At 58.5% G+C, this 26944-nt stretch carries 26 protein-coding genes and 1 pseudogene; 13 read left to right on the top strand and 14 right to left on the bottom strand.

The window, feature by feature from the left end; genetic code table 11:
- Positions 1-8: 8 nt before the first annotated feature.
- The 3 genes and pseudogenes from dadX to ACQUTI_RS04480 form a co-directional block, all read right to left on the bottom strand.
- Entirely contained in the window at positions 9-1079 is a 1071-nt protein-coding gene (dadX, locus tag ACQUTI_RS04470) for a catabolic alanine racemase DadX (RefSeq protein ID WP_004203306.1), read from the bottom strand.
- Between the two features lie 9 nt (positions 1080-1088).
- Positions 1089-2387: a D-amino acid dehydrogenase gene (locus ACQUTI_RS04475; RefSeq protein ID WP_023318600.1), complete on the bottom strand. Its 1299-nt coding sequence runs from the start codon at positions 2385-2387 to the stop codon at positions 1089-1091.
- A 98-nt stretch (positions 2388-2485) separates the two neighbouring features.
- Positions 2486-2632, bottom strand: a pseudogene (locus tag ACQUTI_RS04480) (hypothetical protein).
- 76 nt (positions 2633-2708) lie between these two features.
- On the opposite strand from ACQUTI_RS04480, the gene ACQUTI_RS04485 reads away from it, so the two are divergent.
- On the top strand, positions 2709-4241 hold the full coding sequence (locus ACQUTI_RS04485) for a SpoVR family protein (RefSeq protein ID WP_004203310.1): 1533 nt from the start codon (positions 2709-2711) through the stop codon (positions 4239-4241).
- Between the two features lie 73 nt (positions 4242-4314).
- Here the strand turns inward: ACQUTI_RS04485 and fadR are convergent, their stop codons facing one another.
- Positions 4315-5034 carry a fatty acid metabolism transcriptional regulator FadR gene (gene fadR, locus ACQUTI_RS04490; protein ID WP_004203311.1) on the bottom strand — a complete coding sequence of 240 codons (720 nt, stop codon included), beginning with the start codon at positions 5032-5034 and terminating at the stop codon, positions 4315-4317.
- A gap of 248 nt (positions 5035-5282) precedes the next feature.
- Between fadR and nhaB the strand changes: the two genes are divergently transcribed.
- The 3 genes from nhaB to ACQUTI_RS04505 all read left to right on the top strand — a co-directional run bounded on the left by nhaB (position 5283) and on the right by ACQUTI_RS04505 (position 7985).
- Positions 5283-6833, top strand: coding sequence for a sodium/proton antiporter NhaB (gene nhaB, locus ACQUTI_RS04495; protein WP_004203313.1), 1551 nt, complete (start codon positions 5283-5285; stop codon positions 6831-6833).
- Positions 6834-6961: 128 nt separating this feature from the next.
- Positions 6962-7492 carry a disulfide bond formation protein DsbB gene (dsbB, locus tag ACQUTI_RS04500; protein WP_004203315.1) on the top strand — a complete coding sequence of 177 codons (531 nt, stop codon included), beginning with the start codon at positions 6962-6964 and terminating at the stop codon, positions 7490-7492.
- 148 nt (positions 7493-7640) lie between these two features.
- A complete protein-coding gene (locus ACQUTI_RS04505) occupies positions 7641-7985 on the top strand; it encodes a DUF1971 domain-containing protein (protein WP_002910895.1) in 345 nt (114 codons plus the stop codon).
- Between the two features lie 5 nt (positions 7986-7990).
- On the opposite strand, the gene ACQUTI_RS04510 is transcribed toward ACQUTI_RS04505, so the two are convergent.
- From ACQUTI_RS04510 to ACQUTI_RS04520, 3 genes are all read right to left on the bottom strand, one after another.
- Positions 7991-8437, bottom strand: coding sequence for a YcgN family cysteine cluster protein (locus ACQUTI_RS04510; RefSeq protein WP_017900197.1), 447 nt, complete (start codon positions 8435-8437; stop codon positions 7991-7993).
- A 94-nt stretch (positions 8438-8531) separates the two neighbouring features.
- Complete coding sequence (locus ACQUTI_RS04515; protein ID WP_017900198.1) at positions 8532-9191, bottom strand: fumarylacetoacetate hydrolase family protein; 660 nt, start codon at positions 9189-9191, stop codon at positions 8532-8534.
- Between the two features lie 16 nt (positions 9192-9207).
- Positions 9208-9489, bottom strand: a complete 282-nt coding sequence (locus ACQUTI_RS04520) for a YcgL domain-containing protein (protein WP_004203320.1) — start codon at positions 9487-9489, stop codon at positions 9208-9210.
- A 126-nt stretch (positions 9490-9615) separates the two neighbouring features.
- Here ACQUTI_RS04520 and minC point away from each other — a divergent pair, with 126 nt between their 5' ends.
- Genes minC through minE form a run of 3 tightly spaced genes read left to right on the top strand, consistent with a single transcriptional unit; the run spans position 9616 to position 11423 of the window.
- Positions 9616-10314 carry a septum site-determining protein MinC gene (gene minC / locus ACQUTI_RS04525; protein ID WP_004203323.1) on the top strand — a complete coding sequence of 233 codons (699 nt, stop codon included), beginning with the start codon at positions 9616-9618 and terminating at the stop codon, positions 10312-10314.
- Positions 10315-10337: 23 nt separating this feature from the next.
- Positions 10338-11150, top strand: a complete 813-nt coding sequence (gene minD, locus ACQUTI_RS04530) for a septum site-determining protein MinD (protein WP_002910900.1) — start codon at positions 10338-10340, stop codon at positions 11148-11150.
- 3 nt (positions 11151-11153) lie between these two features.
- Entirely contained in the window at positions 11154-11423 is a 270-nt protein-coding gene (gene minE, locus ACQUTI_RS04535) for a cell division topological specificity factor MinE (protein WP_004103270.1), read from the top strand.
- Positions 11424-11500: 77 nt separating this feature from the next.
- On the opposite strand, the gene rnd is transcribed toward minE, so the two are convergent.
- From rnd to ACQUTI_RS04560, 5 genes are all read right to left on the bottom strand, one after another.
- Positions 11501-12616 carry a ribonuclease D gene (rnd, locus tag ACQUTI_RS04540; RefSeq protein ID WP_072140568.1) on the bottom strand — a complete coding sequence of 372 codons (1116 nt, stop codon included), beginning with the start codon at positions 12614-12616 and terminating at the stop codon, positions 11501-11503.
- Positions 12617-12697: 81 nt separating this feature from the next.
- On the bottom strand, positions 12698-14383 hold the full coding sequence (fadD, locus tag ACQUTI_RS04545) for a long-chain-fatty-acid--CoA ligase FadD (RefSeq protein WP_025999236.1): 1686 nt from the start codon (positions 14381-14383) through the stop codon (positions 12698-12700).
- 205 nt (positions 14384-14588) lie between these two features.
- Positions 14589-15170, bottom strand: a complete 582-nt coding sequence (locus ACQUTI_RS04550) for a Slp family lipoprotein (protein ID WP_032456304.1) — start codon at positions 15168-15170, stop codon at positions 14589-14591.
- Between the two features lie 38 nt (positions 15171-15208).
- Positions 15209-15904, bottom strand: a complete 696-nt coding sequence (gene tsaB, locus ACQUTI_RS04555; RefSeq protein ID WP_017900203.1) for a tRNA (adenosine(37)-N6)-threonylcarbamoyltransferase complex dimerization subunit type 1 TsaB — start codon at positions 15902-15904, stop codon at positions 15209-15211.
- 145 nt (positions 15905-16049) lie between these two features.
- Positions 16050-17960 carry an ATP-dependent DNA helicase gene (locus ACQUTI_RS04560; protein ID WP_254465440.1) on the bottom strand — a complete coding sequence of 637 codons (1911 nt, stop codon included), beginning with the start codon at positions 17958-17960 and terminating at the stop codon, positions 16050-16052.
- 131 nt (positions 17961-18091) lie between these two features.
- Here ACQUTI_RS04560 and ACQUTI_RS04565 point away from each other — a divergent pair, with 131 nt between their 5' ends.
- On the top strand, positions 18092-18436 hold the full coding sequence (locus tag ACQUTI_RS04565) for a RidA family protein (protein WP_002910910.1): 345 nt from the start codon (positions 18092-18094) through the stop codon (positions 18434-18436).
- On the opposite strand, the gene ACQUTI_RS04570 is transcribed toward ACQUTI_RS04565, so the two are convergent.
- Positions 18437-18622 (bottom strand): YoaH family protein, encoded by a 186-nt coding sequence (locus tag ACQUTI_RS04570; RefSeq protein ID WP_004203339.1) that lies wholly within the window; start codon positions 18620-18622, stop codon positions 18437-18439.
- Between the two features lie 88 nt (positions 18623-18710).
- On the opposite strand from ACQUTI_RS04570, the gene pabB reads away from it, so the two are divergent.
- The 4 genes from pabB to ACQUTI_RS04590 all read left to right on the top strand — a co-directional run bounded on the left by pabB (position 18711) and on the right by ACQUTI_RS04590 (position 23921).
- Positions 18711-20066 carry an aminodeoxychorismate synthase component 1 gene (pabB, locus tag ACQUTI_RS04575; protein WP_122543203.1) on the top strand — a complete coding sequence of 452 codons (1356 nt, stop codon included), beginning with the start codon at positions 18711-18713 and terminating at the stop codon, positions 20064-20066.
- Between the two features lie 3 nt (positions 20067-20069).
- Complete coding sequence (locus ACQUTI_RS04580) at positions 20070-20648, top strand: CoA pyrophosphatase (protein WP_004203342.1); 579 nt, start codon at positions 20070-20072, stop codon at positions 20646-20648.
- A 162-nt stretch (positions 20649-20810) separates the two neighbouring features.
- Positions 20811-22175, top strand: a complete 1365-nt coding sequence (sdaA, locus tag ACQUTI_RS04585; RefSeq protein WP_004203344.1) for an L-serine ammonia-lyase — start codon at positions 20811-20813, stop codon at positions 22173-22175.
- 189 nt (positions 22176-22364) lie between these two features.
- Positions 22365-23921: an EAL domain-containing protein gene (locus tag ACQUTI_RS04590; RefSeq protein ID WP_064149731.1), complete on the top strand. Its 1557-nt coding sequence runs from the start codon at positions 22365-22367 to the stop codon at positions 23919-23921.
- Positions 23922-23957: 36 nt separating this feature from the next.
- Here the strand turns inward: ACQUTI_RS04590 and yoaE are convergent, their stop codons facing one another.
- Entirely contained in the window at positions 23958-25520 is a 1563-nt protein-coding gene (gene yoaE / locus ACQUTI_RS04595; protein WP_428923212.1) for a CNNM family cation transport protein YoaE, read from the bottom strand.
- 446 nt (positions 25521-25966) lie between these two features.
- On the opposite strand from yoaE, the gene manX reads away from it, so the two are divergent.
- Positions 25967-26938: a PTS mannose transporter subunit IIAB gene (gene manX, locus ACQUTI_RS04600; RefSeq protein WP_004203357.1), complete on the top strand. Its 972-nt coding sequence runs from the start codon at positions 25967-25969 to the stop codon at positions 26936-26938.
- Positions 26939-26944 lie beyond the last annotated feature (6 nt).

Below are 26944 nucleotides of genomic sequence, written 5' to 3' on the forward strand. Positions count from 1 at the left end.
GGAACAGGTTACAGGGTCACAACCGGCACCCGCGGCGCCAGGGCGCACATCAGCTCATAGCCGACGGTGCCGCAGCTGGCCGCCACGTCGTCGATTTTAATCTCTTTGCCCCACAGTTCGACCGGCGCGCCGATCCCGGCCTGCGGACAGGGCGTTAAATCGACCGCCAACATATCCATCGACACGCGCCCGACGGTGGTGGTGCGTACGCCGTCCACCAGCACCGGCGTGCCGCTCGGCGCTACCCGTGGGTAGCCGTCGGCATAGCCGCAGGCGACGATGCCGATCCGCTGCTCCTGGGTGGTGCGATACAGGCCGCCATAGCCAATCGCTTCGCCGGGGCGCAGGTTCTGCACGGCGATGATTTCGCTGCGCAGGGTCATCACCGGCTTCAGGCCGGTGTTCGCGATATCCTGCCACTGCCCGGAGGGCGATGCGCCATACAGCACGATGCCGGGACGAACCCAGTCAAAATGCGCTTCCGGATGCCAGAGCGTCGCCGCCGAGTTGGCCAGCGAGCGTGGGCAATCCAGCCCCTCCGCCGCCTGTTCGATCCGGCGCATCGGCTCAACAATCCCCTGCGGGTTCTCCGCCTCCGCGAAGTGCGACATCAGCGTCATCTCGCCGACGTTGCTTATCGCCCGCAGCTGCTGCCAGACGGTATGCACCCGCTCCGGCATAAAGCCCAGCCGGTTCATACCGCTGTTCACCTTGAGATAGATATCCAGCGGCGCGCGCAGCTTCGCCTGCTGCAGCGCCTTAATCTGCCAGTTGCTGTGGACGCTGGTGGTTAAGCGATATTGATCCAGCACCGCCAGCTCATCGGCATGGAAGAAGCCCTCCAGCAACAGGATCGGCCCTTTCCAGCCCTGCTCGCGCAGCAGGATCGCCTCTTCCAGGTTGAGCAAGGCGAAACCATCCGCCGCGCTTAACGCACTCCATACCCGCGCCACGCCATGGCCATAAGCATTTGCTTTGACCACCGCCCACAGGCGCGACCCGGGGGCCGCGCGACGCACTATCTGTAAATTCTGCCGCAAGGCCAGCAAGTCGATACTGGCCACTACCGGACGGGTCATGCAAGCTCCTTAGTTGTGTGCGCCATGCAGATGCTGCGGACGCGCCGGGGTAAACCCGGGGCTATAGCGGGCGACAGCCAGATCGTCGTAAGGGATCGCCGGCGTGCGGCCGGAGATCAGATCGCTGATAAGCTGCCCGGAGCCGCAGGCCATGGTCCAGCCAAGCGTGCCGTGGCCGGTGTTGAGCCACAGGTTTTTAAACGCCGTGCGCCCGACCACCGGCGTGCCGTCCGGCGTCATCGGCCGCAGGCCGGTCCAGAAGGTGGCCTGCTCAACGTGGCCGCCGCGCGGGAACAGATCGCGCACCACCATCTCCAGGGTTTCGCGACGCGGCTGCAGCAGCGCTTTATTAAAACCGACGATCTCGGCCATACCGCCGACGCGAATGCGCTGATCGAAACGGGTGATGGCGATTTTATACGTCTCATCAAGGATAGTGGAAACCGGCGCGCCGTCTTCCTGGGCAATCGGGATGGTTAACGAATAGCCTTTCAGCGGGTAGACCGGAATATCCACCAGCCCCTTGAGCATCGCCGTCGAGTAAGAGCCAAAGGCCATGACATAGGCGTCGCCCTTGATAATCTCATCGCCGCATTTCACCCCGGCAATGCGATCGCCCTCCTGCAGCAGGGCGTCCACCGCGGTGTTAAAGCGGAAGGTGACCCCGGCCTGTTCCGCCATCGCCGCCAGACGGGTGGTAAACAGCTGGCAGTCGCCGGTTTCATCGTTTGGCAGACGCAGACCGCCGGTCAGTTTGTGGCTAACCTCCGCCAGCGCGGGCTCCACTTCCGCCAGCCGCTTCGCCTCCAGCAACTGATAGGGCACGCCGGCGTCCTCCAGTACCGCGATGTCGCGGGTGGCGTTTTCATACTGTTTGGCGGTACGGAACAGCTGCAGCGTCCCGCCCTGACGCCCTTCATACTGAATGCCGGTGGTGTCGCGCAGCGCCTTCAGGCAGTCGCGGCTGTACTCCGCCAGGCGCACCATCCGGCCTTTGTTCTCCATATAGTGGCGGGTGTCGCAGTTGCGCAGCATCTGCCACATCCACTTCAGCTGGAACGATGTGCCGTCAAGGCCGATCGCCAGCGGCGCATGGCGCTGGAACATCCATTTGATCGCCTTCAGCGGCACTCCCGGCGCCGCCCACGGCGCCGCATAGCCGGGAGATATCTGCCCGGCGTTGGCCGCGCTGGTCTCCTCTGCCGGACCGGGCTGACGGTCGATGACCGTCACCTCATGACCCGCCTGACTCAAATACCACGCGCTGGCTACCCCAACCACCCCACTTCCCAGTATGACGACACGCATAGCAACTCCGTAACAGTTAAAGAACAATCATCTAATTACAAATTGATAACTCAGTTGAAAATATTATTCAACATACGCTTTATTTATGGTGACTTAACTCACAGCAAACCGCACCAGTCCTGAGCTGTAAGATTTACGATCTCATGCTGCGCTTTATTTTTACCCAGCATTTAATTCTGCAAATAAGCGCAAAAAACGGCTTTGAGATGGGGAAATCGCGAAGAAAAGCGATTGGCTGACAACACAGTTTGCTGTGCGGTGTTCTATGCTTGTTTAGAGGTTTTCCGTTCAGAGAAAACCAACAACAACGAGGGCGCGCTAATGGCTACGATTGACTCCATGAACAGGGACACCACCCGTTTAAGCGATGGACCCGACTGGACGTTCGAGTTACTGGAGACCTACCTGGCCGAAGTGGACCGGGTCGCTAAGCTCTATCGTCTTGACACCTACCCGCACCAGATCGAAGTCATTACTTCCGAACAGATGATGGACGCCTACTCCAGCGTCGGCATGCCCATCAACTATCCGCACTGGTCGTTCGGCAAAAAATTCATTGAGACCGAGCAGGCCTATAAGCACGGCCAGCAGGGCCTGGCGTATGAGATCGTCATCAATTCTAATCCCTGCATCGCTTATCTGATGGAAGAAAATACCATCACCATGCAGGCGCTGGTGATGGCGCACGCCTGCTACGGGCATAACTCGTTCTTCAAAAACAATTACCTGTTTCGCAGCTGGACCGACGCCAGCTCAATCATCGACTACCTGATTTTCGCCCGCAAATACATTACCGAGTGCGAAGAGCGCTATGGCGTCGACGAAGTGGAGAAACTGCTCGACTCCTGCCACGCGCTGATGAACTACGGCGTCGACCGCTATAAACGTCCGCAAAAAATCTCTCTGCAGGAGGAGAAGGCGCGGCAGAAAAGCCGGGAAGAGTATCTGCAGAGCCAGGTGAATATGCTGTGGCGTACCCTGCCGAAGCGCGAAGAGGAGAAGGCGATTGAGTCCGCCCGCCGCTACCCTTCCGAACCGCAGGAGAACCTGCTGTACTTTATGGAGAAGAACGCCCCGCTGCTGGAATCGTGGCAGCGCGAGATCCTGCGCATCGTGCGCAAAGTCAGCCAGTATTTCTACCCGCAGAAACAGACCCAGGTGATGAACGAGGGGTGGGCCACTTTCTGGCACTACACCATCCTCAACCATCTCTATGATGAAGGGAAAGTGACCGAACGCTTTATGCTGGAGTTTCTCCACAGCCACACGAACGTGGTGTTCCAGCCGCCGTACAACAGTCCGTGGTACAGCGGGATTAACCCCTACGCGCTGGGGTTCGCCATGTTCCAGGACATCAAGCGCATCTGCCAGTCGCCTACCGAAGAGGACAAGTACTGGTTCCCGGATATCGCTGGTTCCGACTGGCTGGAAACGCTGCATTTCGCCATGCGCGACTTCAAGGATGAGAGCTTTATCAGCCAGTTCCTGTCGCCGAAGATCATGCGCGATTTCCGCTTCTTTACCGTGCTCGACGACGATCACAACAATTATCTCGAGATCTCGGCGATCCACAACGAAGAGGGCTATCGCGAAATCCGCAACAAGCTCTCGGCGCAATATAACCTCAGCAATCTCGAGCCGAATATCCAGGTGTGGAACGTTGACCTGCGCGGCGACCGCTCGCTGACGTTGCGCTATGTGCCGCACAACCGCGTCCCGCTGGACAAAGGGCGGCGCGAAGTACTGAAACATGTGCATCGTCTGTGGGGGTTCGATGTGCTGCTGGAGCAGCAGAACGCCGACGGCAGCATTGAGCTGCTGGACCGCTGCCCGGCACGGCCAAACGCGCTATAGCATTGCGGGACGTTAAAACGACGAAGGGGGCCATCGGCCCCCTTATTTTATTTATCGATCGCGAATAGCCGGCTTAACGCACATTCATGGCTAAATCGCCGGGCAGCGATTTCTGCATCCGGTGCCAGATCTCGCCGCTGTCATGGCCGTAGCGACGAACCAGCTCATACACCTGATCGTGCAGGCCGCCTTCGCACACCTTCGCCAGCTGATGATAAAAGCCCAGCGCCAGGCTGCGCGCTTCCGGGCTGGAGAAGTAGTGGCGGCCGATGCGGGTATATAGCCCCTTCATGCCGTTGAGGATCAGGCCATAAATCGGGTTGCCGGAGGCGAAAGCCAGACCGCGGAAAATGTTGTAATCGAGATCGGCGAAGGCGTCGGCGTGATCTTCCACTTCCCGGGCGCTGTCCAGCACCGCCAGCGCTTTATCCGGATGCTGACGGAACGCGGTGCGAATAAAAATCGTGGAAATATTGGTGCGCACGGAGAGCAGGTTATCAATCAACTGGGGGACGCTGTCGTGATCGAGACGCGCCAGTGTTTCAAGGATATTCAGCCCGGAGGTCTCCCAGAAGTTGTTCACTTTGGTGGGTTTGCCGTGCTGAATGGTCAACCAGCCGTCACGCGCCAGACGCTGCAACACTTCGCGCAGCGTGGTGCGGGTGACACCGATCAGCTCAGAAAGCTCGCGTTCAGCGGGGAGAATCGATCCAGGTGGGAAGCGGTTATTCCAGATGCTCTCAATGATATACTCTTCCGCGAAACCCGCAGGGCTCTGCGCCTTAATGACCATAATAATATTTCCATTACACATTGTTGCAATTGCACTCATCATACCAGAGCCGCTATAGCGCAGATAGCATCGCAAGTGAATTAAAAAGGGATCGCCGTTTCATTTTCCGTTTTTACTTTACGCTTTTCCTTATCTCCCGTAACCGCCGCCGCGCTGCGAAGAAAGTTGCTTCTCATTTTGCTCAACTGGTACTCTTGCCAATAGTTACGCACAAAATCATGCACTAATTGACGGGGAAGGATTCTGTCGTGGAAATTTCTTATGGCCGCGCGCTGTGGCGCAATTTTCTTGGCCAGTCGCCTGACTGGTACAAGCTGGCATTAATCATTTTCTTAATCATCAATCCGCTGGTGTTCGCCGTGGCGCCATTTGTCGCCGGCTGGCTGCTGGTGGTTGAGTTTATCTTTACCCTCGCCATGGCGCTGAAGTGCTATCCGCTGCTGCCGGGTGGCCTGCTGGCTATCGAGGCGCTGCTGATCGGCATGACCAGCCCAGCGCACGTGCGGGAAGAGATCGCCAGCAACCTGGAAGTGCTGCTTCTGCTGATGTTTATGGTGGCGGGCATCTACTTTATGAAGCAGCTGCTGCTGTTTGTCTTTACGCGCCTGCTGTTAGGGATCCGCAGCAAGATGCTGCTGTCGCTGGCCTTCTGCCTGGCCGCTGCCTTCCTCTCCGCCTTTCTCGATGCGCTGACGGTGGTGGCGGTGGTGATAAGCGTCGCCGTCGGGTTCTACGGCATCTATCACCGCGTCGCCTCGGCGCGCCCGGACGATAGCGACCTGCTCGACGACAGCCATATCGAGCAACACTACCGCGAGGTGCTGGAGCAGTTCCGCGGCTTTCTACGCAGCCTGATGATGCACGCCGGCGTCGGGACCGCGCTCGGCGGCGTCATGACCATGGTAGGCGAACCGCAAAACCTGATTATCGCCAAAGCGGCGGGCTGGCATTTTGGCGAGTTCTTTCTCCGCATGGCGCCCGTCACCCTGCCGGTGATGGTCTGCGGTCTGTTAACCTGTCTGCTGGTGGAAAAGTATCGCCTGTTTGGCTACGGCGAACCGCTGCCGCCGACGGTGCGCAAGGTGCTGCAGGAGTTTGACGATCGCAGCCGCGCCCAGCGCAGTCGTCAGGAGCGGCTACGGCTGATTGCCCAGGCGCTCATTGGCGTTTGGCTGATCGTCGCCCTCGCTTTTCACCTGGCTGAGGTCGGCCTGATTGGCCTGTCGGTGATCATCCTCGCCACCACCTTTACCGGGGTGACCGATGAGCACGCGATTGGCAAAGCGTTCACCGAGGCGTTGCCCTTCACCGCGCTGCTCACGGTGTTCTTTGCCGTAGTGGCGGTGATCATCGACCAGCAGCTGTTCACGCCGGTCATCGAGTTTGTTCTGCAGGCCTCTCCGCACGCGCAGCTGTCGCTGTTTTATCTGTTTAACGGCCTGCTGTCGTCCATCTCGGATAACGTTTTTGTCGGCACGGTCTACATCAACGAAGCGAAAACCGCCCTCGAGCATGGCGCCATCAGCCTGAAGCAGTTTGAGATGCTGGCGGTGGCAATCAACACCGGCACCAACCTGCCGTCAGTGGCCACCCCGAACGGCCAGGCGGCATTCCTGTTCCTGCTGACTTCCGCGCTGGCGCCGCTTATCCGACTCTCCTATGGCCGCATGGTGTGGATGGCCCTGCCCTACACCCTCGTACTGACGCTGGTCGGCCTGCTGTGCGTCGAGTTCACCCTGATGCCGGTCACCGAATGGTTGCTGGCTCACGGCTGGCTGGTTACCCCCACCCTGCCGTGATCCACGCGTCGCCCGGGTTCGCCCGGGCGATTCAATAACCAGTTACGTAATATTTTCCGCCGGGCCGCTGGCGTCGGTACGGTTTTCGTTTACACTGCCATGATTTAGCATCTTCCAGGGAAATGATTATGTTGCAATATTTAAACCAGTGCTCGCGGGGACGCGGCGCCTGGCTGCTGATGGCCTTGACCGCGTTCATTCTCGAACTCGTCGCGCTGTGGTTCCAGCACGTGATGCTGCTGCAGCCGTGCGTGATGTGCATTTATGAACGCTGCGCCCTGTTTGGCATCATGGGCGCGGGGCTGGTGGGCGCTATCGCCCCTAAAACGCCGCTGCGCTATGTCGCCATGCTGATTTGGCTGTACAGCGCGGTACGTGGGCTACAGCTGGCGTGGGAACATACGATGATTCAGCTGCACCCATCGCCGTTCCAGACCTGCGATTTCGCCGCCCGTTTCCCGAGCTGGCTGCCGCTGGATAAATGGTTGCCGCAGGTGTTTGTCGCGTCCGGCGACTGTTCGGTACGCCAGTGGCAGTTCCTGTCGCTGGAGATGCCGCAATGGCTGGTGGGGATTTTCGCGGCTTATCTGGTGGTCGCTATCCTGGTGATCGTTGCTCAGCCTTTTAAAGCCAAAAAGCGCGATCTGTTTGGCCGCTAAGCCGCAGCGAGTACCGCACACTGAAACGCCCTACGGGGCGTTTTTTTGTGCCTGCCGTTCATCACTGAATCGTTTCCTGTCCGTGGTTGACCACAGACACCAAAAGGTGCATATTAAATACATCTTTTATAACCCCACAGGAGCTCACATGTCATCTTTACTGATCCCCGCAGACTGGAAAGTTAAACGCTCCACCCCGTTCTTTACCAAAGAGAACGTCCCCGCCGCCCTGCTGAGCCACCACAACACCGCGGCCGGTGTCTTCGGTCAGTTGTGCGTCATGGAAGGTACGGTCACCTATTACGGTTTTGCCAATGAACAGGCGACGGAGCCGGAGAAAAAAGTCGTGATTCATGCCGGGCAGTTTGCCACCAGTCCGCCGCAGTACTGGCACCGCGTCGAACTCAGCGACGATGCCCGCTTCAATATTCACTTCTGGGTGGCGGAAGAAACCGACGGTGAAAACGGGCTGTTTCACGCGAAGAAAGCGTGACGGGCTTACCGCGCCCTGTCAGGCAGATTGAGGATATGGTCCTGCCAGTCGACAACGGTGGACTCGGGCACCGCTATATGGCGGACGGAGATGCGTTCGCCGTGCATCGCCGCTTTTGAGCCGGTCAGCAGCGGGTGCCAGGCCGGCAGAGGTTTGCCTTCCGCCAGCAGGCGATAGGCGCAGGTCGGCGGCAGCCATTCGAAGGTCGGCAGATTTTCACGAGTGAGCTTGATGCAGTCCGGCTCATATTCGAAGCGACGCTCGTAGTTACGGCACTGGCAGGTTTTGATATTGAGCTGACGGCAGGCGACGTTGGTGAAGTAGATCTCATCGGTATCTTCATCCATCAGCTTATGCAGGCAGCACTGGCCGCAGCCGTCGCACAGCGATTCCCACTCCGCGTCGGTCATGTCATCCAGGGTTTTTTGTTGCCAGAAAGGTTGTTCGCTCATCGGAATGTCCGTCGTTGCCAGTTAAGGGTGCACCTTATAACCAGTCTGGCACGACGATGCAAGTTTTGCCGCCCCAAAAGGCGGCAAACCGCGCTTACAGTACGCGGGTGGTGAGCGACAGGCCGTTGAAACCGACCTGCAGCTCGTCGCCGCTGTGCAGCGGTCCCACCCCTTCCGGGGTGCCGGTGAGGATCACGTCGCCGGCTTTGAGGGTAAAGAAGCGCGACATATAGGCGATCAGCGGCACAATCTTATGGATCATGTCGGCGGTAGTGCCCTGCTGGCGCACTTCGCCGTTAATCTTCAGACTTAACGGCGTATTCTGCGGGTCGCCGTGGAACTCGGCCGCCGGAATAAAGCCGGAAATCGGACAGGCGTTATCGAAGCCTTTGGCCTTCTCCCACGGCTGCCCGGCCTTTTTCATTTTAGCTTGCAGGTCGCGCAGGGTGAGATCCAGCGCGACGCCATAGCCGGCAATCCCTTTCAGCACATGCTCTTCCGTCGCCTGACGCAGCGTACCGCCGATCAGCACCGCCAGCTCCACTTCATGATGCACCGAACCCAGCCCCTCAGGAAGCACCAACGGCTGACGGAGATCGCACAGCGCGCTCTCAGGTTTAATAAACAGCACCGGCTCTTCCGGCGTCGCACTGCCCATTTCCTTGATGTGCTTTGCATAATTGCTGCCGACGCAAACCACTTTGCTCACCGGATAATCCAGGAGCGCTCCCTGCCAGTTATGATGTTGGTACATTATTTTCCCTCGTGGGTTAATCGGATTGTTTCCCCTGTTCCGCCAGGTGTTTCTTTAGTAGATTTTCAGATGGCGGAGGAAGTTGCAGGTAATAGCCCTGTTCGCTTAGCGCCTGTTTCACTTTTTCAAGGTCGGCGTTAACCAGTTTTTTGCGCCCATCCAGCGGCAGCAGCATCGCCATTTGCGGCGTGCCGAAACCGCGCATGAGCTCGTCAGGAACGCGTGAGAAATCGTCCTTTTTTTCGACGTATAAATAGGTTTGTTCACGTTTAGTACTTCGATAGATCACACAAAACATAGTTTTACTCGGAATTAGACCCGTGGTCACTTGCCTCAATATATCAGTGACTATAACATGCCTTTTAGTCTTCGGAATATCACCGCACTTCGGCGGTCGATAAACAGCAAATTGAGTAAGGCCAGGATGTCAAATACGCCAATCGAACTTAAAGGCAGTAGCTTCACGTTATCTGTCGTTCATTTGCACGATGCAAATCCCGAGGTTATTCGTCAGGCGTTAGAAGACAAAATCGCCCAGGCTCCCGCCTTTTTACGCCATGCTCCGGTGGTGGTGAATATCGCCAGCGTCGAGGAGAGTGTCGAATGGCGCGCCGTCAACGAGGCTATCGCCGCGACCGGTTTACGCATTATGGGCGTCAGCGGATGCAAAATCCCGCGCCTGAAAACCGAAATCGACCGCGCCGGGATCCCGTTATTAACCGAAGGGAAAGAAAAAGCCCCTCGTCCGGCACCGTCCGAACCCGCCCCGCCGCCGCCAGTTGCTAGTCAGATCACAAAAACGCGTTTGATTGATCAGCCGGTACGTTCCGGTCAGCGCATTTATGCGCCACACTGTGATCTTATTGTTACAAATCATGTGAGTGCCGGTGCGGAACTTATCGCTGACGGCAATATCCATGTATATGGCATGATGCGAGGACGCGCATTGGCAGGCGCCGGTGGCGACAGAGACGCCCAGATATTTTGTACCCACCTTGCGGCGGAGCTGGTCTCCATCGCCGGGGAATATTGGCTGAGCGATAACATCCCGGCCGAATTTTATGGCAAAGCGGCACGCCTGCGTTTAGGCGAAAGCGCTTTGACAATTCAACCGTTAAATTAATCCCTTTTTAACAAGGAATTTCTATGGCACGCATTATTGTTGTGACTTCGGGTAAAGGGGGCGTTGGCAAGACCACCTCCAGCGCGGCCATCGCTACAGGTTTGGCCCAGAAGGGAAAGAAAACCGTCGTTATCGACTTCGACATCGGCCTGCGTAACCTCGACCTGATTATGGGCTGCGAACGTCGCGTCGTTTATGATTTCGTCAACGTCATCCAGGGCGATGCCACATTGAACCAGGCGCTGATCAAAGATAAGCGCACGGAAAACCTCTACATTCTTCCGGCGTCCCAGACCCGGGATAAAGACGCCCTGACCCGCGAAGGCGTCGACAAAGTTCTCGAAGAACTGAAGAAGATGGAGTTCGATTTCATCGTCTGTGACTCCCCGGCAGGCATTGAGACCGGTGCGCTGATGGCGCTCTATTTCGCTGACGAAGCCATTATCACTACCAACCCGGAAGTCTCCTCCGTTCGCGACTCCGACCGTATCCTTGGCATTCTCGCCTCCAAATCCCGTCGTGCGGAAAATGGCGAAGAGCCGATCAAAGAGCACCTGCTACTGACCCGCTACAATCCAGGCCGCGTCAATAAAGGCGATATGCTGAGCATGGAAGACGTGCTGGAGATTCTGCGCATCAACCTGGTGGGCGTGATCCCGGAAGACCAGTCAGTCCTGCGCGCATCCAACCAGGGTGAGCCTGTGATCCTCGATGCCGCGTCGGACGCAGGCAAAGCCTATGCCGATACCGTTGAACGTCTGCTCGGAGAAGAACGCCCTTTCCGCTTCATTGAAGAAGAGAAGAAAGGATTCCTCAAACGCCTGTTCGGAGGATAAATTATGGCTTTACTCGACTTTTTTCTCTCGCGAAAAAAGAACACGGCTAATATTGCGAAAGAACGCCTGCAAATCATCGTCGCCGAGCGCCGCCGCGGGGACGCGGAGCCGCATTACCTGCCGCAGTTGCGCAAAGATATCCTGGAAGTGATCTGTAAATACGTGCAGATCGACCCGGAGATGGTCAGCGTGCAACTGGAGCAGCGGGACGGTGATATTTCCATTCTTGAGCTGAACGTGACCCTACCCGAAACGGAAGAGTCGAAACCCTGACCTGCTGTTCCATCCCGAAAAAAAACCGGCTACGCCACGCGCCGCCGGTTTTTTTATGGCCTGAACCAGACCGTCCGCTAGCGCGGATAGTCGCTTAACAGCCTCTTCAGCCGTTCGGCCATCAGCTCACCACGCCAACCGGAAATCAGCTCAGGCTCAGCGGCCTGCGTTTTCAGCTGCCAGTGCCAGTTCAACAGCTGGTTGATCTGCCGACGCGACGCCAGCAGCTCCGCGCTTACGCCCTTCTCAGCGCTCACTTCCTGCACCAGCGCTTTAATATCTTTAAAGGCTTTGCGGTAGCCCGGCATGTCGATCAGATTCTGCAGCGGCGCCGGCAGGGCCGACTCCGGCAGCGCCTGTGCTTTCTCGACCAGGCTAATCAGCGTTTTGCCATGAAAGCGAATTTCGCTACCGGACAACCCGAGGCTGTCGAGCTCGCCGAGGCTGGTGGGCATATAGCGCGCCACGCTCCACAGATGCTCTTCCCGCACCACAAAGTTCACCGCCAGGTCGCGCTCCCGCGCTTTGCGCAGGCGCCACTCCGCCAGCAGCTGCAGGCAGCCCAGCTGGCGGGTACGCAACTGCCAGGCGTTGCCGATATCGCGCCAGGCCTCGGCCGGGTCGACCACCTCCTGGCGACGCTGCTGCATCAGGCGGCATTCGTCCAGTGCCGCCGATAGCCAGCCCGCGCGATCGGTCTCCGCCATTAATTGGCTGGCGATCGGCAACAGGTACCAGACGTCGGCCGCGGCATATTCACACTGACGCTCGGTTAGCGGACGCGCCAGCCAGTCGGTGCGGGATTCGCTTTTGTCCAGCGCAACCCCGGAATACTCTTCCACCATCGAGGCGAAGCCCCAGGACATCGGCCGACCGCAGAAGGCTGCCAGGATCTGGGTGTCGATCAGCGGCTGCGGCATCAGGTTGAACGCGTTGAGAAAGACTTCTAAATCTTCGCTGCCGGCATGCAGGTATTTGGTCACATCCGGGTTGAGCAGCAGGTCGCGCATCGGCGCCCAGTCGGTAATCGTTAAGGGATCGATCAGAGAGACCTGGCGGCCGTCGAACAGCTGCAGCAGGCCCAGCTGCGGGTAATAGGTACGGGTACGGACAAATTCCGTATCCAGAGCGACGGCGGAGGCGGCGCTTGCCGCTTCGCAGACAGCGCGCAGGCCATCGTCGGTGGTGATCATCTGATAGTTCAAAGCATACTCTCTTAACTTGCGCCCATAAAAAACGCCGGCGTAGCCGGCGTCTGGCGACTCATTCGTTACTTAGCCTTTATTGTCCACTTTAGCGCGCGCTTCGTCACGCAGTTCTCGCCGCAAAATTTTCCCGACGTTGGATTTCGGCAGTTCGTCACGGAATTCCACCAGCTTCGGTACCTTGTAACCGGTCAAATGGCGACGGCAGAACGTAATCAGCGCTTCTTCGGTTAACGCGGCATCTTTCTTCACCACGAAGATCTTCACCGCTTCGCCGCTGCTGCCGGACGGCACGCCGATGGCCGCCACCTCAAGCACGCCGCTGTGCTGCATGACCACATCTTCGATTTCATTCGGATAGACGTTAAAACCCGACACCAGGATCATATCTTTTTTCCGGTCAACGATGCGCAGGAATCCCTCTTCATCCATCACCGCGATGTCCCCGGTGTGCAACCAGCCGTCTTTAATAATCTCATCCGTCGCGTCAGGACGCTGCCAGTAGCCCAGCATCACCTGCGGCCCCTTGATACAGAGCTCGCCCGGCTGACCCGGCGCCACTTCGTTATCGTCGTCGTCCACCAGTTTGGCTTCAGTGGAGGGCACCGGCAGGCCAATGCTGCCGCTGTGGTAGTCGATGTCGTGCGGGTTGACGCTGACCAGCGGCGAACACTCGGTCAGGCCGTAGCCCTCCAGCAGATATTGTCCGGTCAGTTTCACCCAGCGCTCAGCCACCGCCTGCTGCACCGGCATACCGCCGCCGGCGGAGAGGTGCAGCGAGGAGAAATCAAGCTGCTGGAACTCTTTGTTGTTCAGCAAGGCGTTGAACAGGGTGTTGACCCCGGTCATGGCGGTAAACGGATATTTCGCCAGCTCCTTCACCAGCCCGGGGATATCGCGCGGGTTGGTGATCAGCAGATTCTGCCCGCCCAGCTCGATAAACAGCAGGCAGTTCATGGTGAGGGCGAAAATGTGATACAGCGGCAGCGCGGTGACCACAAACTCTTTGCCGCGATGCAGCAGCGGGCCGTAGGTGGCATTGACCTGCTCAAGGTTGGCCAGCATGTTGCGGTGGGTCAGCATCGCCCCTTTAGCCACCCCGGTGGTGCCCCCGGTGTACTGTAGAAACGCCAGATCTTCCGCAACGATCTCCGGCTTCACGTACTGCATGCGATAGCCGTGCTGCAGCGCGCTGCGAAACGAGATGGCATCCGGTAGATGGTACTTCGGCACCAGCCGCTTGATGTACTTAACCACAAAGTTCACCAGCGTGCCTTTGGCGGTGGAGAGCTGGTCGCCCATGCGCGTCAGGATCACGTGTTTCACCTGGGTCTTCGCCACCACTTTTTCCAGGGTATGGGCAAAGTTGGAGACGATGACGATCGCCGCCGCGCCGCTGTCGTTGAGCTGATGCTCCAGTTCACGCGGGGTATATAAGGGGTTGACGTTAACCACGATCATCCCGGCGCGCAGGATGCCAAACAGGGCCACCGGATACTGCAGCAGGTTAGGCATCATCAGGGCCACCCGGTCGCCCTTCTGTAGTCCTAAGCCCTCCTGAAGGTAAGCGGCGAAGGCGCGACTGCGCTCTTCCAGCTTACGATAGGTCATCACTTCACCCATATTGATAAACGCCGGTTGGTCGGCGTAGCGGGTGGTGGCATGTTCAAACAGTTCAACCAGGGATTGATAGCGGTCAGGATTTATCTCCGCCGGAACATCTGCGGGATAACGGTTTAGCCAAACCTTTTTCACTGCATCACCTCTGAAATAGTTATTCGTCGTCATCACAGCCCCTGGAAAATACATTTTGTTAACATTATATTAACTCAGCGTACCAGTTTATTAATTAGGCAATGAGCAGGTTGCGAAGCGCGTCACTATTTTTTTTCTTATTCGACTGAAAACAAAGAAACAGCGGACCGGCCGCTGTTTCTTTGAACTAACAAAAACAACAAAATCATTCGGTTACAACGTTTCTGACCTCTGCTGGGCCGGGGTTGTACCAACCCCATCCGCCATAGCCGTAACCCCAGGGGCGCGGACCCAGCATCCACGGGTCGATCGGCTGCGGGGGCATCACCACCTGCTGCACCACGTTCCAGCGTTTGTAGCCGGTGGCGTTCATCAGCATAAATTTGTAGGGCGTGCTGCCTACTTTGCCTTCGACCACCCCGGCAATCGGCCCGACCACGGTCACCAGCTGACCGCGGAAGTCCACCGGATCGAGGAAGCCGTTAACATCGGCATAGATCCGCCCGCGCGAGGGTTCGCCCAGTTCCGGTCGCGCACCGCTGTCCAGCGGCACGGTAGCGATTTCTAAGCGGGTTTTCCCCTGCTGGTTCTGCACGTTGACCACCTTGCCGCCAAAGCGCGCTTCCTGACCGACGTACAGCTGCGGGGCATTCATCACCCGCACTAAATCCTGCTGCGGCGTGGGGCTGGTGCCTTTGATGGCATCCGGCACCGATACGCAGCCGCTCAGCGCAACGGCAACCGCCGCGGCCAGCAGCCAGCGAACGCCCTGTTTTTGACCCGCCATGATGCGACTCCTTTTCTCAGTCTTCTTGTTACTGAGATTCACTCGCGGCCCGGAAGTTTCTTCCACGCCACCTCGTTACGCAAATAAACCGGCTCCGCTTTCTCCACGGCCACGGTTTTCCCTGCCGCCAGCAGATAACAGGCTAACGGCAGCATATCCTCTGCCGCCGGCAGTTCAATTTCGCCGCTGCTTAAGGTCAGTCCGCTCTCTTTCGCCAGATCCGGCCACGCCTGCCAGCCGGTGCCGACGGTGGCCCATTCGCCGGAAAGCTGCGCCAGCCGTTCGGCCACCGCGTCCGGTTTGAGCACCGCTTCCGTCTCTTCGCCGTGCCAGACGCCCTGCTCGTCGCGCTGATACTCGGCCCAGTAGACTTCCCCCATCCGGGCGTCAATCGCCGCCAGCACGCGGGTGGCGCCGGTTTTGCGCCACGCGCCCTGCGCCATGGTGGCCAGTGTGGAAACACCGATCATCGGCAGCTCCGCGCCCAGCGCCAGCCCCTGAGCGATACCGATGCCAATGCGTACGCCGGTAAAGCTGCCAGGACCGCGGCCAAAGGCCAGCGCGTCCAGCTCGGTCAGGGTGGTGCCGCTCTCGGCGAGGACCTCCTGCACCAGCGGCAGGATACGTTGGGTATGTTCGCGGGGACAAATTTCGAAATGAGCACTAAGGGTGCCATCATTCCACAGCGCTGCGGAGCAGGCTTCTGTGGCGGTATCGATAGCCAAAATTCGCATGGGTGGTCACGCTCTCGTTACATAGTTCAGGCCTTCAGGCAGCCTGTTTTCCGGCAGACGGACAACCCGTCGCCACACCGCCCGAAGTCTAGTGGGAACCGCTAATTAACAAAATGGCGCGCAGCTTAACACATTTCAGGGCGGATTACCTTGCCGGCGGCACGGCGAGAAAGCGCACCGCCCGGCGGATATCGCGGGTTCGCGGCGCCGGCGGCAGACTGGCCAGAAAGACCGCGCCGTAGGGGCGCATCACCAGCCGGTTGTCGCAGATCACCAGCACCCCGCGATCGTCGATATCGCGGATCAGGCGGCCCACCCCCTGCTTAAGGGTGATCACCGCGTCCGGGAGCTGCACTTCATCGAACGGATCGCCGCCGCGCAGCCGGCAATCTTCCATCCGCGCTTTCAGCAACGGATCGTCCGGCGAGGTAAACGGCAGCTTATCAATGATCACCAGCGACAGCGCGTCGCCGCGCACGTCGACCCCTTCCCAGAAGCTGCTGGTGGCCACCAGCAGGGCATTGCCGGCGCTGACGAACTGCTGCAGAAGCTGGCCTTTACTGGTCTCGCCCTGCAGCAGCACCGGCAGAGTCATGGTGGCGCGGAACTGCTCCGCCAGATCGCGCATCATGGCGTGCGAAGTGCACAGCATAAAGCAGCGACCGTCGTTAGCCTCGATCAGCGGCTTGAGCATCGCCGCCAGATGGCGCGCCGCGCCGGGCTGGTTCGGCAGCGGTAGGTTACGCGGCACGCAGAGCAGCGCCTGATGCTGATAGTCAAAGGGGCTCGGCAGCAACAGTGTCTGCGCCTCGTCGATCCCCAGCCGGGCGGTGAAATGGTGCAGATCGTCGTTTACCGACAGTGTCGCCGAGGTAAAGATCCAGCTCCCCGACTTCTGCGCCATCACCTCTTTAAACTTCTCGGCCACGGTCAACGGCGTCAGCGCAAGGGTAAAGTGGCGCGAGGTGCACTCATACCAGTAACTGTAGCCCGGCTGATTGATCTCTTTCAGCCGCTTCAGGCGCCCGCGATAAAGGGTGGCGCGCTCAAAGGCGGCATCGAGCAGCGCCGAGCGCCCCAGCGAGAGTTTGGCGACGTCGTAACACAGTTCAAGCGCATCATCGAGCAGCAGCAGCGCCCGCTGAATGTGGCTGTCCGCCAGCAGTTCGCGCAGGTTTCCGCGGTAGCCAGGGTCCCCCAGCTGCAGGCGGAAATCCTGGGCGCTTTGCGCCAGGCGGTCGGCGCATTTTTGCAGCTGTTGAGTGTCTTTCAGTTCGGTGCGATAGGCAATAGTGATGTCTTTCGCCAGATCCAGCAGCTGGCGGCTGGAGAGCGACTGGCCAAAGTACTGGCTGGCGATATCCGACAGCTGATGGGCTTCGTCGAAGATCATCACCTCCGCCTCGGGGATCAGTTCGGCAAAGCCGCTCTCTTTGACCACCATATCGGCAAGGAACAGGTGATGGTTGACGACCACTATGTCGGCGTCCATCGCTTTTTTACGCGCCTTCACCACGAAGCAATCTTTATACAGCGGGCAGTCGCTGCCGAGGCAGTTATCGTTGGTACTGGTGACCAGCGGCCAGGCCTGGGAATCTTCCGCCACGCTGGCGCAGGTGCTGATATCGCCATCCTGAGTTTGGTTCGACCAGGAGCGCAGGAGGATCACGTCGCTGAGGGTTTGCACCGGCAGATCGCCGCCCGCCAGCGCCTGCTGTTCCAGGCGTTCGAGGCACAGGTAGTTGGAGCGCCCTTTGAGCAGCGCCAGTTTGCCGGTGAATTTGAGCGCTTTGGCGACGGTGGGCAGATCGCGGCTGTAGAGCTGATCCTGCAGCGCTTTCGACCCTGTGGAGATAATCACCTTTTTTTTCGCCCGCAGCGCTGGCGCCAGGTAAGCGTAGGTTTTACCGGTTCCGGTCCCCGCTTCCACCACCAGCGGCCGGGAGGCCTCAATCGCTTCGCTGACCGCCACCGCCATCTGGCGCTGCGGCTCGCGCGGTTTAAATCCCGGTATGGCTTTGGCTAGCTGGCCGTCTGCTGCAAAATCGTCGATCACATTGCCCCCTGGTTATTTGGACAGTGATTATGTCAGGGAGGGCGGCGTTTCGCCAGTCCGGGTAGTGACGCGAGCGGAACATTATGGCAGTCTTGCCGCAGCTAAATGGAATGCTCAGAGAGGAATGAGAAATGACAATTACGCGTATTGATGCCGAAGCCCGCTGGTCAGATGTAGTGATCCACAATCAGACCCTTTACTACACCGGCGTGCCGGCGAATCTTGATGCCGATGCCTTCGAGCAGACCGCCAACACCCTGGCGCAGATTGACGCGGTGCTGGAAAAACAGGGCAGCGACAAGTCGCGCATTCTTGACGCCACCATTTTCCTCGCCGACAAAAGCGACTTTGCGGCGATGAATAAAGCGTGGGACGCCTGGGTGGTAGCCGGTCACGCCCCGGTGCGCTGCACGGTGGAAGCAACGCTGATGAACCCGCAGTATAAGGTTGAAATCAAAATTATCGCCGCGGTGTAATTACTCGTCTTCGTCTTCATCTTCAAAGCGCGCGACAATCCGTTCGCCGGTATGCGTCGCGCGTAGCTCTTCCGCCACCAGGGCAATCGCCTGGCCACTGCTCATCCCCTGGGCCATCAGCTCCTGGATACGTTCGACCGCTTTTTGCTGTTGCTCGTGGCTCAGCGAAGGTAAACCTGCAAACATCTTGTACTCCTGCTACATTGTGGGGCGTAATTATTTCACGCCGTCCCCGCCTACGCCAGAGGGACGGTAACGTTCAGGATCGAGAAAGATGTTGTCCCCCGCGATTATTACCCTGCCCTGGCGCCCGGATGCCGCCGAATACTATTTTACGCCGTTAAGCGCCCTGCCCTGGGCGATGCTGCTACATTCCGGCTTTGCCGACCACCCGCATAACCGTTTTGATATCCTGGTGGCGGCCCCGCGCGCCACGCTGCTGACGCGCGGTGAACAGACCTGGGTCGATGACGGCGAGACCACTTTTGTCTCGGCGGACGATCCGCTGCAACTACTCCAGCAGCAGCTGGATCGTCAGCCGTTCACGCCGCAGCCCCATGAGGATTTGCCGTTTCTTGGCGGCGCGCTGGGGCTGTTCGGTTACGATCTGGGCCGCCGTTTTGAGCGACTTCCCACTGTGGCGCAGGCCGATATCGCGCTGCCGGATATGGCGGTGGGGATTTATGACTGGGCGCTAATCGTCGACCATCAGCGCCAGCAGGTGTCGCTGCTCAGCTATGACGACCCGCAGCAGCGTCTGCAGTGGCTGGAGGCGCAAACGTCGGCGCCAGGTGAAACCTTCGCCCTGACCTCTGCCTGGCAGTCAAATATGAGCCGCCAGCAATACGGCGAGAAATTTCGTCAGGTGCAGGCCTATCTGCGCAGCGGTGACTGCTATCAGGTCAATCTCGCCCAGCGTTTTCAGGCCCGCTACGTCGGGAATGAATGGCAGGCTTTCCGCCAGTTGAACGCCGCCAACCGCGCCCCCTTTAGCGCCTTCATCCGCCTTGCGGAAGGGGCGATTTTAAGCCTGTCGCCGGAGCGATTTATTCAGCTCCGCCAGGGGGAAATCCAGACGCGCCCGATTAAGGGCACCCTGCCGCGGCTCGATTCGCCGCTGGCGGATGCGCAGCAGGCGGAGAAGCTGGCGAACTCGCCGAAAGATCGCGCCGAGAATTTAATGATTGTCGACCTGATGCGCAACGACATCGGCCGCGTCGCCGTCCCGGGCAGCGTGCGGGTCCCTGAGCTGTTCGTGGTGGAGCCCTTCCCGGCGGTCCATCATCTGGTCAGCACCATCACCGCCCGCCTGCCGGTAACGCTGCACGCCAGCGATCTGCTGCGCGCCGCCTTCCCGGGAGGGTCGATCACCGGCGCGCCGAAGGTCCGGGCGATGGAGATTATTGATGAACTGGAACCCCAGCGACGTAACGCCTGGTGCGGGAGCATCGGCTATCTGAGCTATTGCGGCAATATGGATACCAGCATCACCATTCGCACCCTAACGGCCTGGCAGGGGCAACTGTACTGTTCCGCCGGCGGCGGGATTGTGGCGGATAGTGAGGAAGCCGCAGAATATCAGGAAACTTTTGATAAAGTTAATCGTATCCTGCACCAACTGGAGAACTAGACCATGGCGGACCGCGCCCTCAATCTGGATGACTTTCTGTCCCGCTTTCAGCTGCTGCGTCCACAGCCTTCGCCACAGGCGCTAAACCAGCGGCAGGCGGCGGTGCTGGTACCGATCGTACGCCGGCCGCAGCCTGGCCTGCTGTTGACCCAGCGTTCGCCGTTGCTGCGCAAGCACGCCGGCCAGGTCGCCTTTCCCGGTGGGGCGGTAGATAATACCGATGCGACGCTTATCGCCGCCGCTCTGCGCGAAGCCCAGGAAGAGGTGGCGATCCCGCCAGAGAAGGTTGAGGTGATTGGCGTTCTGCCGCCGGTGGACAGTGTCACCGGCTTCCAGGTGACGCCGGTGGTGGGCATTATTCCACCGGATCTGCACTATCACGCCAGCCAGGACGAGGTCTCCGCGGTATTTGAAATGCCGCTCGCCGAAGCCCTGCGCCTCGGGCGCTACCATCCGCTCGATATCCACCGCCGGGGCAACGACCACCGCGTCTGGCTCTCCTGGTACCAGCATTATTTTGTCTGGGGAATGACTGCCGGGATCATTCGCGAGCTGGCGCTGCAGATAGGCGCGCGCCCTTAGCTATACTGATTATGAGAGGGCGCTCTCACTATTAGTAAAATCGCGGTTATCCATTAGTTTAATTCATGTGAATAGTTGAACTGACAGGGCGCTTCCCTCTTACACTATGCGCAGTTATTACATCGTTACCGCACCCGCGGTAACCCTGTCAGGAGTATTATCGTGATTAGTCTATTCGACATGTTCAAGGTGGGGATTGGTCCCTCATCTTCCCACACTGTTGGCCCGATGAAGGCCGGTAAACAGTTCGTCGATGACCTGGTCGAAAAAGGATTGCTTAATGCAGTGACCCGCGTGGCGGTTGACGTCTACGGTTCGCTGTCATTAACCGGCAAAGGCCACCATACGGACATCGCCATTATCATGGGACTGGCGGGCAATCAGCCCGATACGGTCGATATAGACGCGATACCGGCATTTATCCGTGACGTCGAGACACGCGGCCGTCTGCTGCTGGCCAACGGTCAGCACGAAGTCGACTTCCCGGCGGATGACGGCATGCGTTTTCGCAGCGACAATCTGCCGCTGCACGAAAACGGCATGACCATTCATGCCTGGGCCGGCGAGAAAGAGATCTACTGCAAGACCTATTACTCGATTGGCGGCGGCTTTATCGTCGATGAAGAGCACTTCGGCAAAGAGAACGCCAACGAACTGCAGGTGCCCTACCCGTTTAAATCGGCGCAGGAAATGCTGGCCTACTGCAAAGAGACCGGCTTGTCGCTCTCCGGGATGGTGATGCAGAACGAGCTGGCGCTGCACAGCAAAAAAGAGATCGAGGACTATTTCGCTAATGTCTGGCAAACCATGCGCGCCTGTATCGACCGCGGCATGAACACCGAAGGCGTGCTGCCTGGCCCGCTGCGCGTACCGCGTCGCGCGTCGGCGCTGCGTCGTCTGCTGGTGGCCAGCGATAAGCTCTCCAGCGATCCGATGAACGTCGTTGACTGGGTCAACATGTTCGCGCTGGCGGTCAATGAAGAGAACGCCGCCGGCGGTCGCGTGGTGACCGCGCCGACCAACGGCGCCTGCGGCATCGTTCCGGCGGTACTCGCTTATTACGATCACTTTATCGAATCCGTCAGCCCGGAGATCTATATCCGCTACTTTATGGCCTGCGGTGCGATCGGCGCGCTGTACAAGATGAATGCCTCCATTTCCGGCGCCGAAGTCGGCTGTCAGGGCGAAGTAGGCGTCGCCTGCTCGATGGCGGCGGCGGGTCTGGCCGAACTGCTCGGCGCCAGCCCGGAACAGGTCTGCGTGGCGGCGGAGATCGGCATGGAACATAACCTCGGACTGACCTGCGACCCGGTCGCCGGCCAGGTACAGGTGCCGTGCATTGAACGTAACGCCATCGCCTCCGTGAAAGCGATCAACGCCGCGCGGATGGCAATGCGCCGCACCAGCGAACCGCGCGTCTCGCTCGATAAAGTGATCGAGACCATGTACGAAACCGGCAAAGACATGAACGCCAAGTACCGCGAAACTTCGCGCGGCGGACTGGCGATTAAAGTTCAGTGTGACTAAAGTGTTGGCTTACGCCTGCCCCCTCCCGGTGCGCAGGCGTGAAGCGAGGGGAACTGAAAGCCCCCTGCCTTCCTGATGCGCCCTCTGTGGCGCATTTCTTTTTTCTATACCTGACGATATTCTGCCACTACAATTGCTCTATTAAATAAGCCACGCTTAACCACTCGTCCTGTCGACAGGGTGTCGCACATGCAGACTGCACAAAAAGTCATTACGGCCTATCGTCGCAAACGCATTATTGTCTGCCTGCTGGTAGCCCTGGTGACCCTGGGCGCCACCTTAGCTATCCGATTTATTTCGCAGCGTAGCGAAAATGAAGGCTATATTCGCATGGCCGCCAGCCAACGGGTGGCGGCGCTGGATAACATCCTGCGTCCGCTGAGCGCGCAGCGACCCACCCTGCTTCCTCTGGTGGGTCACCCCTGCCCGGATATCCATTTGTCGCTGCGTAAAATCGCGGCCTCGTTGCAGACCGTTCGTTCCGTCGCGCTCGTGACGTCAGGTATCGTTTACTGTTCGAGTATTTTTGGGCCGCGACAGGCGGATTTACATCGCCTGCAGCCTGCGCTTCCTGCACCCCGTCCTCTGCTGCTCTTTTCGAACGACAGCTCCTTGCTCAAAGGCTCACCGGTGCTGATACAGTGGTATCCAGCCTCGGAGAGAGGCGTGGACGGCGTGATGCTGATTGTCAATATCGAGCTGCTGGGGACCTTAATTCTCAACGAAAAATCATCCCTGATAAGCGACGTCAGCCTGCAGGTTGGCGATCGTTATTTTAGCAGCAGCCATGGGCTTCTCGAGAAAGCGCATACCCCGCCGGGAACGGTGATTTATCGCCAGCGCTCTACCGAGTTTCCGTTTATCGTCAATATCAATGGCCCTGGCGCCTCGGCGATTGCGCTTGAGGAGCTGCCCGGCGAGCTGCCGCTGGCGCTGATCTTCAGCCTGTTGATGACCGGCATCGCCTGGCTGGCCACCGCCGGCAGAATGAGCTTCTCGCGGGAGATAAGCCTCGGTATTTCCGCCCGGGAGTTTGCTCTCTGGTGCCAGCCGCTGCAGGATGCGCGCAGCGGCCGCTGCTGCGGGGTGGAGATCCTGCTGCGCTGGAACAACCCCCGCCGCGGTGCGATTTCGCCGGAGGTGTTTATTCCCATCGCCGAAGGGGACAATCTGATCATCCCCCTCACCCGCTATGTGATTGCCGAAACCGCCCGCCGTCTGGATGCTTTTCCCCGCGACCGCCAGTTTCATATCGCGATTAACGTCGCTGCCCGCCACTTTGCCAACGGCTTACTGCTGCATGACCTGCATAATTACTGGTTCAGCATGAACCCGGTACAGCAGCTGGTGGTCGAGTTGACCGAACGCGATGTCCTGCAGGATGGCGACCAGCACATGGCCGAAGATCTGCACCAGAAAGGCGTCCAGCTGGCGATCGATGACTTTGGCACCGGCAACAGCTCCCTGTCGTGGCTGGAAACACTGCGCCCGGACGTGCTGAAGATTGACCGTTCGTTTACCAGCTCGGTGGGGATAGACAGCGTCAATGCCACGGTGACCGATATCATTATCGCCCTCGCCAACCGGCTGAATATTATTACCGTTGCCGAAGGGGTGGAGACGCAGGAACAGGAAAGCTACCTCAGAGACCACGGTGTCGATGTGCTACAGGGGTTTTATTATGCCCGGCCGATGCCGGTGGAGGCATTCCCGGCGTGGCTGGCCAGTCGAGAGGCAACAGAATAACTCGCCGGCCCCCACGGGGACCGGCGCGCAGGACGATTACTCTTCTTCGTCGCTCGGCGGACGGGTGACCACCGCGCGAACCAGATCGACCCGGTAGTCATTCGCTTCCACCACGGTGAAATGCAGCGGCGGCAGCGACACCACGTCGCCAATGCGCGGGATATGGCCATTGGCGGAGATCACCAGACCGGCAACGGTGGCAATATCCTCATCGTCATTGATCAGCGGATCCAGCCCCAGCGCCTGCTGCAGCGCATGCAGGTCGGTCGACCCCTTAATAAGCCAGCCGTCGCCATCGATAACGATCTCCGGCGTCTCATCGGCGTCCGGGAATTCACCGGCGATCGCTTCCAGGACGTCCAGTGGCGTCACCAGCCCCTGCACCACGCCAAATTCATTGGTCACGATGACGAAACTGCCGCGCGCGCGACGCAGGACGCCGAGCAGATTGATCGGGTCCAGCGTTTCAGGCACCACAATCGCCGGAGAGGCGGAGGCTAGCGCCGCGACGTTTTCGCCCGACTCCAGGGCCACCAGCATCTCTTTCGCCCGCACGATGCCAATGATTTCGTCCAGTTCTCCGCGGCAGACCGGGAACAGACTGTGCGGCGACGAAAGCAGCTGACGGCGAATTTCATCTTCACTCTGCTCAGCGTCCACCCAGCTGATTTCCCCGCGCGGGGTCATGATGCTGCGCAGAGAGCGCTGAGCCAGCGTCAGCACGCCGTTAATCATGTAGCGCTCTTCTTCCGCAAAGGCGCCCTCCGGTACCGGCACCGACGCCGGGCTGTCAGCGTCGTGGTTGACGGAGGCCTGTTTATTACGGCCGCCCATCAGACGCAAGATCGCATCCGCGGTACGGGCGCGCAGCGGCAACGTCGACTGGTGACGTACAAAGTTGCGGCGCGCCACCTGGTTAAAGAACTCAATGATGATCGAGAAACCGATCGCCGCGTAAAGGTACCCTTTCGGAATATGGAAGCCAAACCCTTCCGCCACCAGACTCAGGCCGATCATCAACAGGAAGCTCAGACAGAGCACCACCACCGTCGGGTGCTGGTTGACAAAGCGCGTCAACGGCTTGGAGGCCAGCAGCATCATGATCATCGCGATCACGACCGCTGCCATCATCACCGGCAGATGGTTCACCATCCCGACCGCGGTGATCACCGCGTCCAGTGAGAAGACGGCATCCAGCACTACGATCTGCAGTACCACCACCCAGAAACTGGCATAGCCTTTCCCGTGACCGGCATCGTGCTGGCGGTTTTCCAGCCGTTCATGCAGCTCAGTTGTCGCCTTGAACAGCAAGAAGATCCCGCCAAGCAGCATGATGAGGTCACGCCCGGAAAAGGAGAAATCGGCGATAGTAATCAGCGGCTTCGTCAGCGTCACCATCCAGGAGATCACCGACAGCAGCCCCAGGCGCATCACCAGCGCCAGCGACAGGCCGATCAGTCGCGCTTTATCACGCTGCTTCGGCGGCAGTTTGTCCGCCAGGATGGCAATAAACACCAGGTTATCAATACCGAGCACAATTTCCAGAACGATAAGCGTCAACAGGCCGGCCCAGACTGAGGGATCCATTAACAATTCCATGTGCGACTCCGGTTAGCGGCAAGGTCAGTCATCGCCATGTCATGCACGGACGCGACAATAGATGCTGAAAGATAAGCGTGATGCGTGGAGGTGGCAACCAGGTGCCAGAAAGTGAAAAGACGTCGATGACGGTCCATACTGCGGGCTATGCCCTATACTCCTGAGTAATTAAACGGAAGTTAAACATAGCAAAATATAGAGCGAAATTGGAAAAGATTTACCTGAATTTGCAATAACTAAGGCTATTTTTTGCGCTGCAAAATTATTAGCAGGCGATGCCTGATTAACGGATCTTCATCACATTAATTATTTTTTCACTGTCTAAAATAATTCGCGGTAGTAACTATTTTCTATCTTACACCCTAACTGAATCGATTTTGTCCTCAAGAGTGATTCAGGATGTATCAAAGCAGATGATGCATTCACGATAATAAAGGAGGTAGCAAGTGACGATTGCTATTGTAATAGGCACACATGGTTGGGCTGCAGAACAGCTGCTGAAAACAGCAGAGATGCTGTTGGGCGAGCAGGAAAACGTTGGCTGGATCGATTTCGTTCCGGGTGAAAACGCCGAAACGCTGATCGAGAAATACAATGCCCAGTTGGCAAAACTGGATACCAGTAAAGGCGTGCTGTTTCTCGTCGATACATGGGGAGGCAGCCCGTTCAACGCTGCGAGCCGCATTGTCGTCGATAAAGAGCACTACGAAGTTATCGCCGGCGTCAACATCCCGATGCTGGTGGAAACCTTCATGGCCCGCGATGACGATCCTTCCTTTGATGAGCTGGTCGCCTTAGCGGTAGAGACCGGCAGCGAAGGCGTGAAAGCGCTGAAGGCCAAACCGGTGGAAAAAGCGGCCCCTGCGCCCGCTCCAGCCGCGGCGCCTAAAGCCGCAGCACCGGCCAAACCGATGGGTCCGAATGACTACATGGTGATTGGCCTCGCGCGTATCGACGATCGCCTGATCCATGGTCAGGTCGCCACCCGTTGGACCAAAGAGACCAACGTCACCCGCATCATCGTCGTCAGCGACGAAGTCGCCGCAGATACCGTGCGCAAAACCCTGTTGACCCAGGTTGCGCCGCCGGGCGTCACCGCCCACGTGGTGGACGTCGCCAAAATGATCCGCGTCTACAACAACCCGATGTACGCCGGACAGCGCGTCATGCTGCTGTTTACTAACCCGACCGACGTTGAGCGCGTCGTCGAGGGCGGCGTGAAAATCACCAGCGTCAACATCGGCGGTATGGCGTTCCGCCAGGGCAAAACCCAGGTTAACAACGCGATTTCGGTCGATGCCAAAGATATTGAGGCGTTTAACAAGCTGAACGCACGCGGTATCGAGCTGGAGGCACGTAAAGTGTCCACCGACCCGAAACTGAAAATGATGGATCTGATCGCCAAGGTCGATAAATAACCCGGA

The organism is Klebsiella sp. 7-CIP_Kleb., assembly GCF_050378655.1.
Lineage (GTDB): Bacteria > Pseudomonadota > Gammaproteobacteria > Enterobacterales > Enterobacteriaceae > Klebsiella > Klebsiella quasipneumoniae.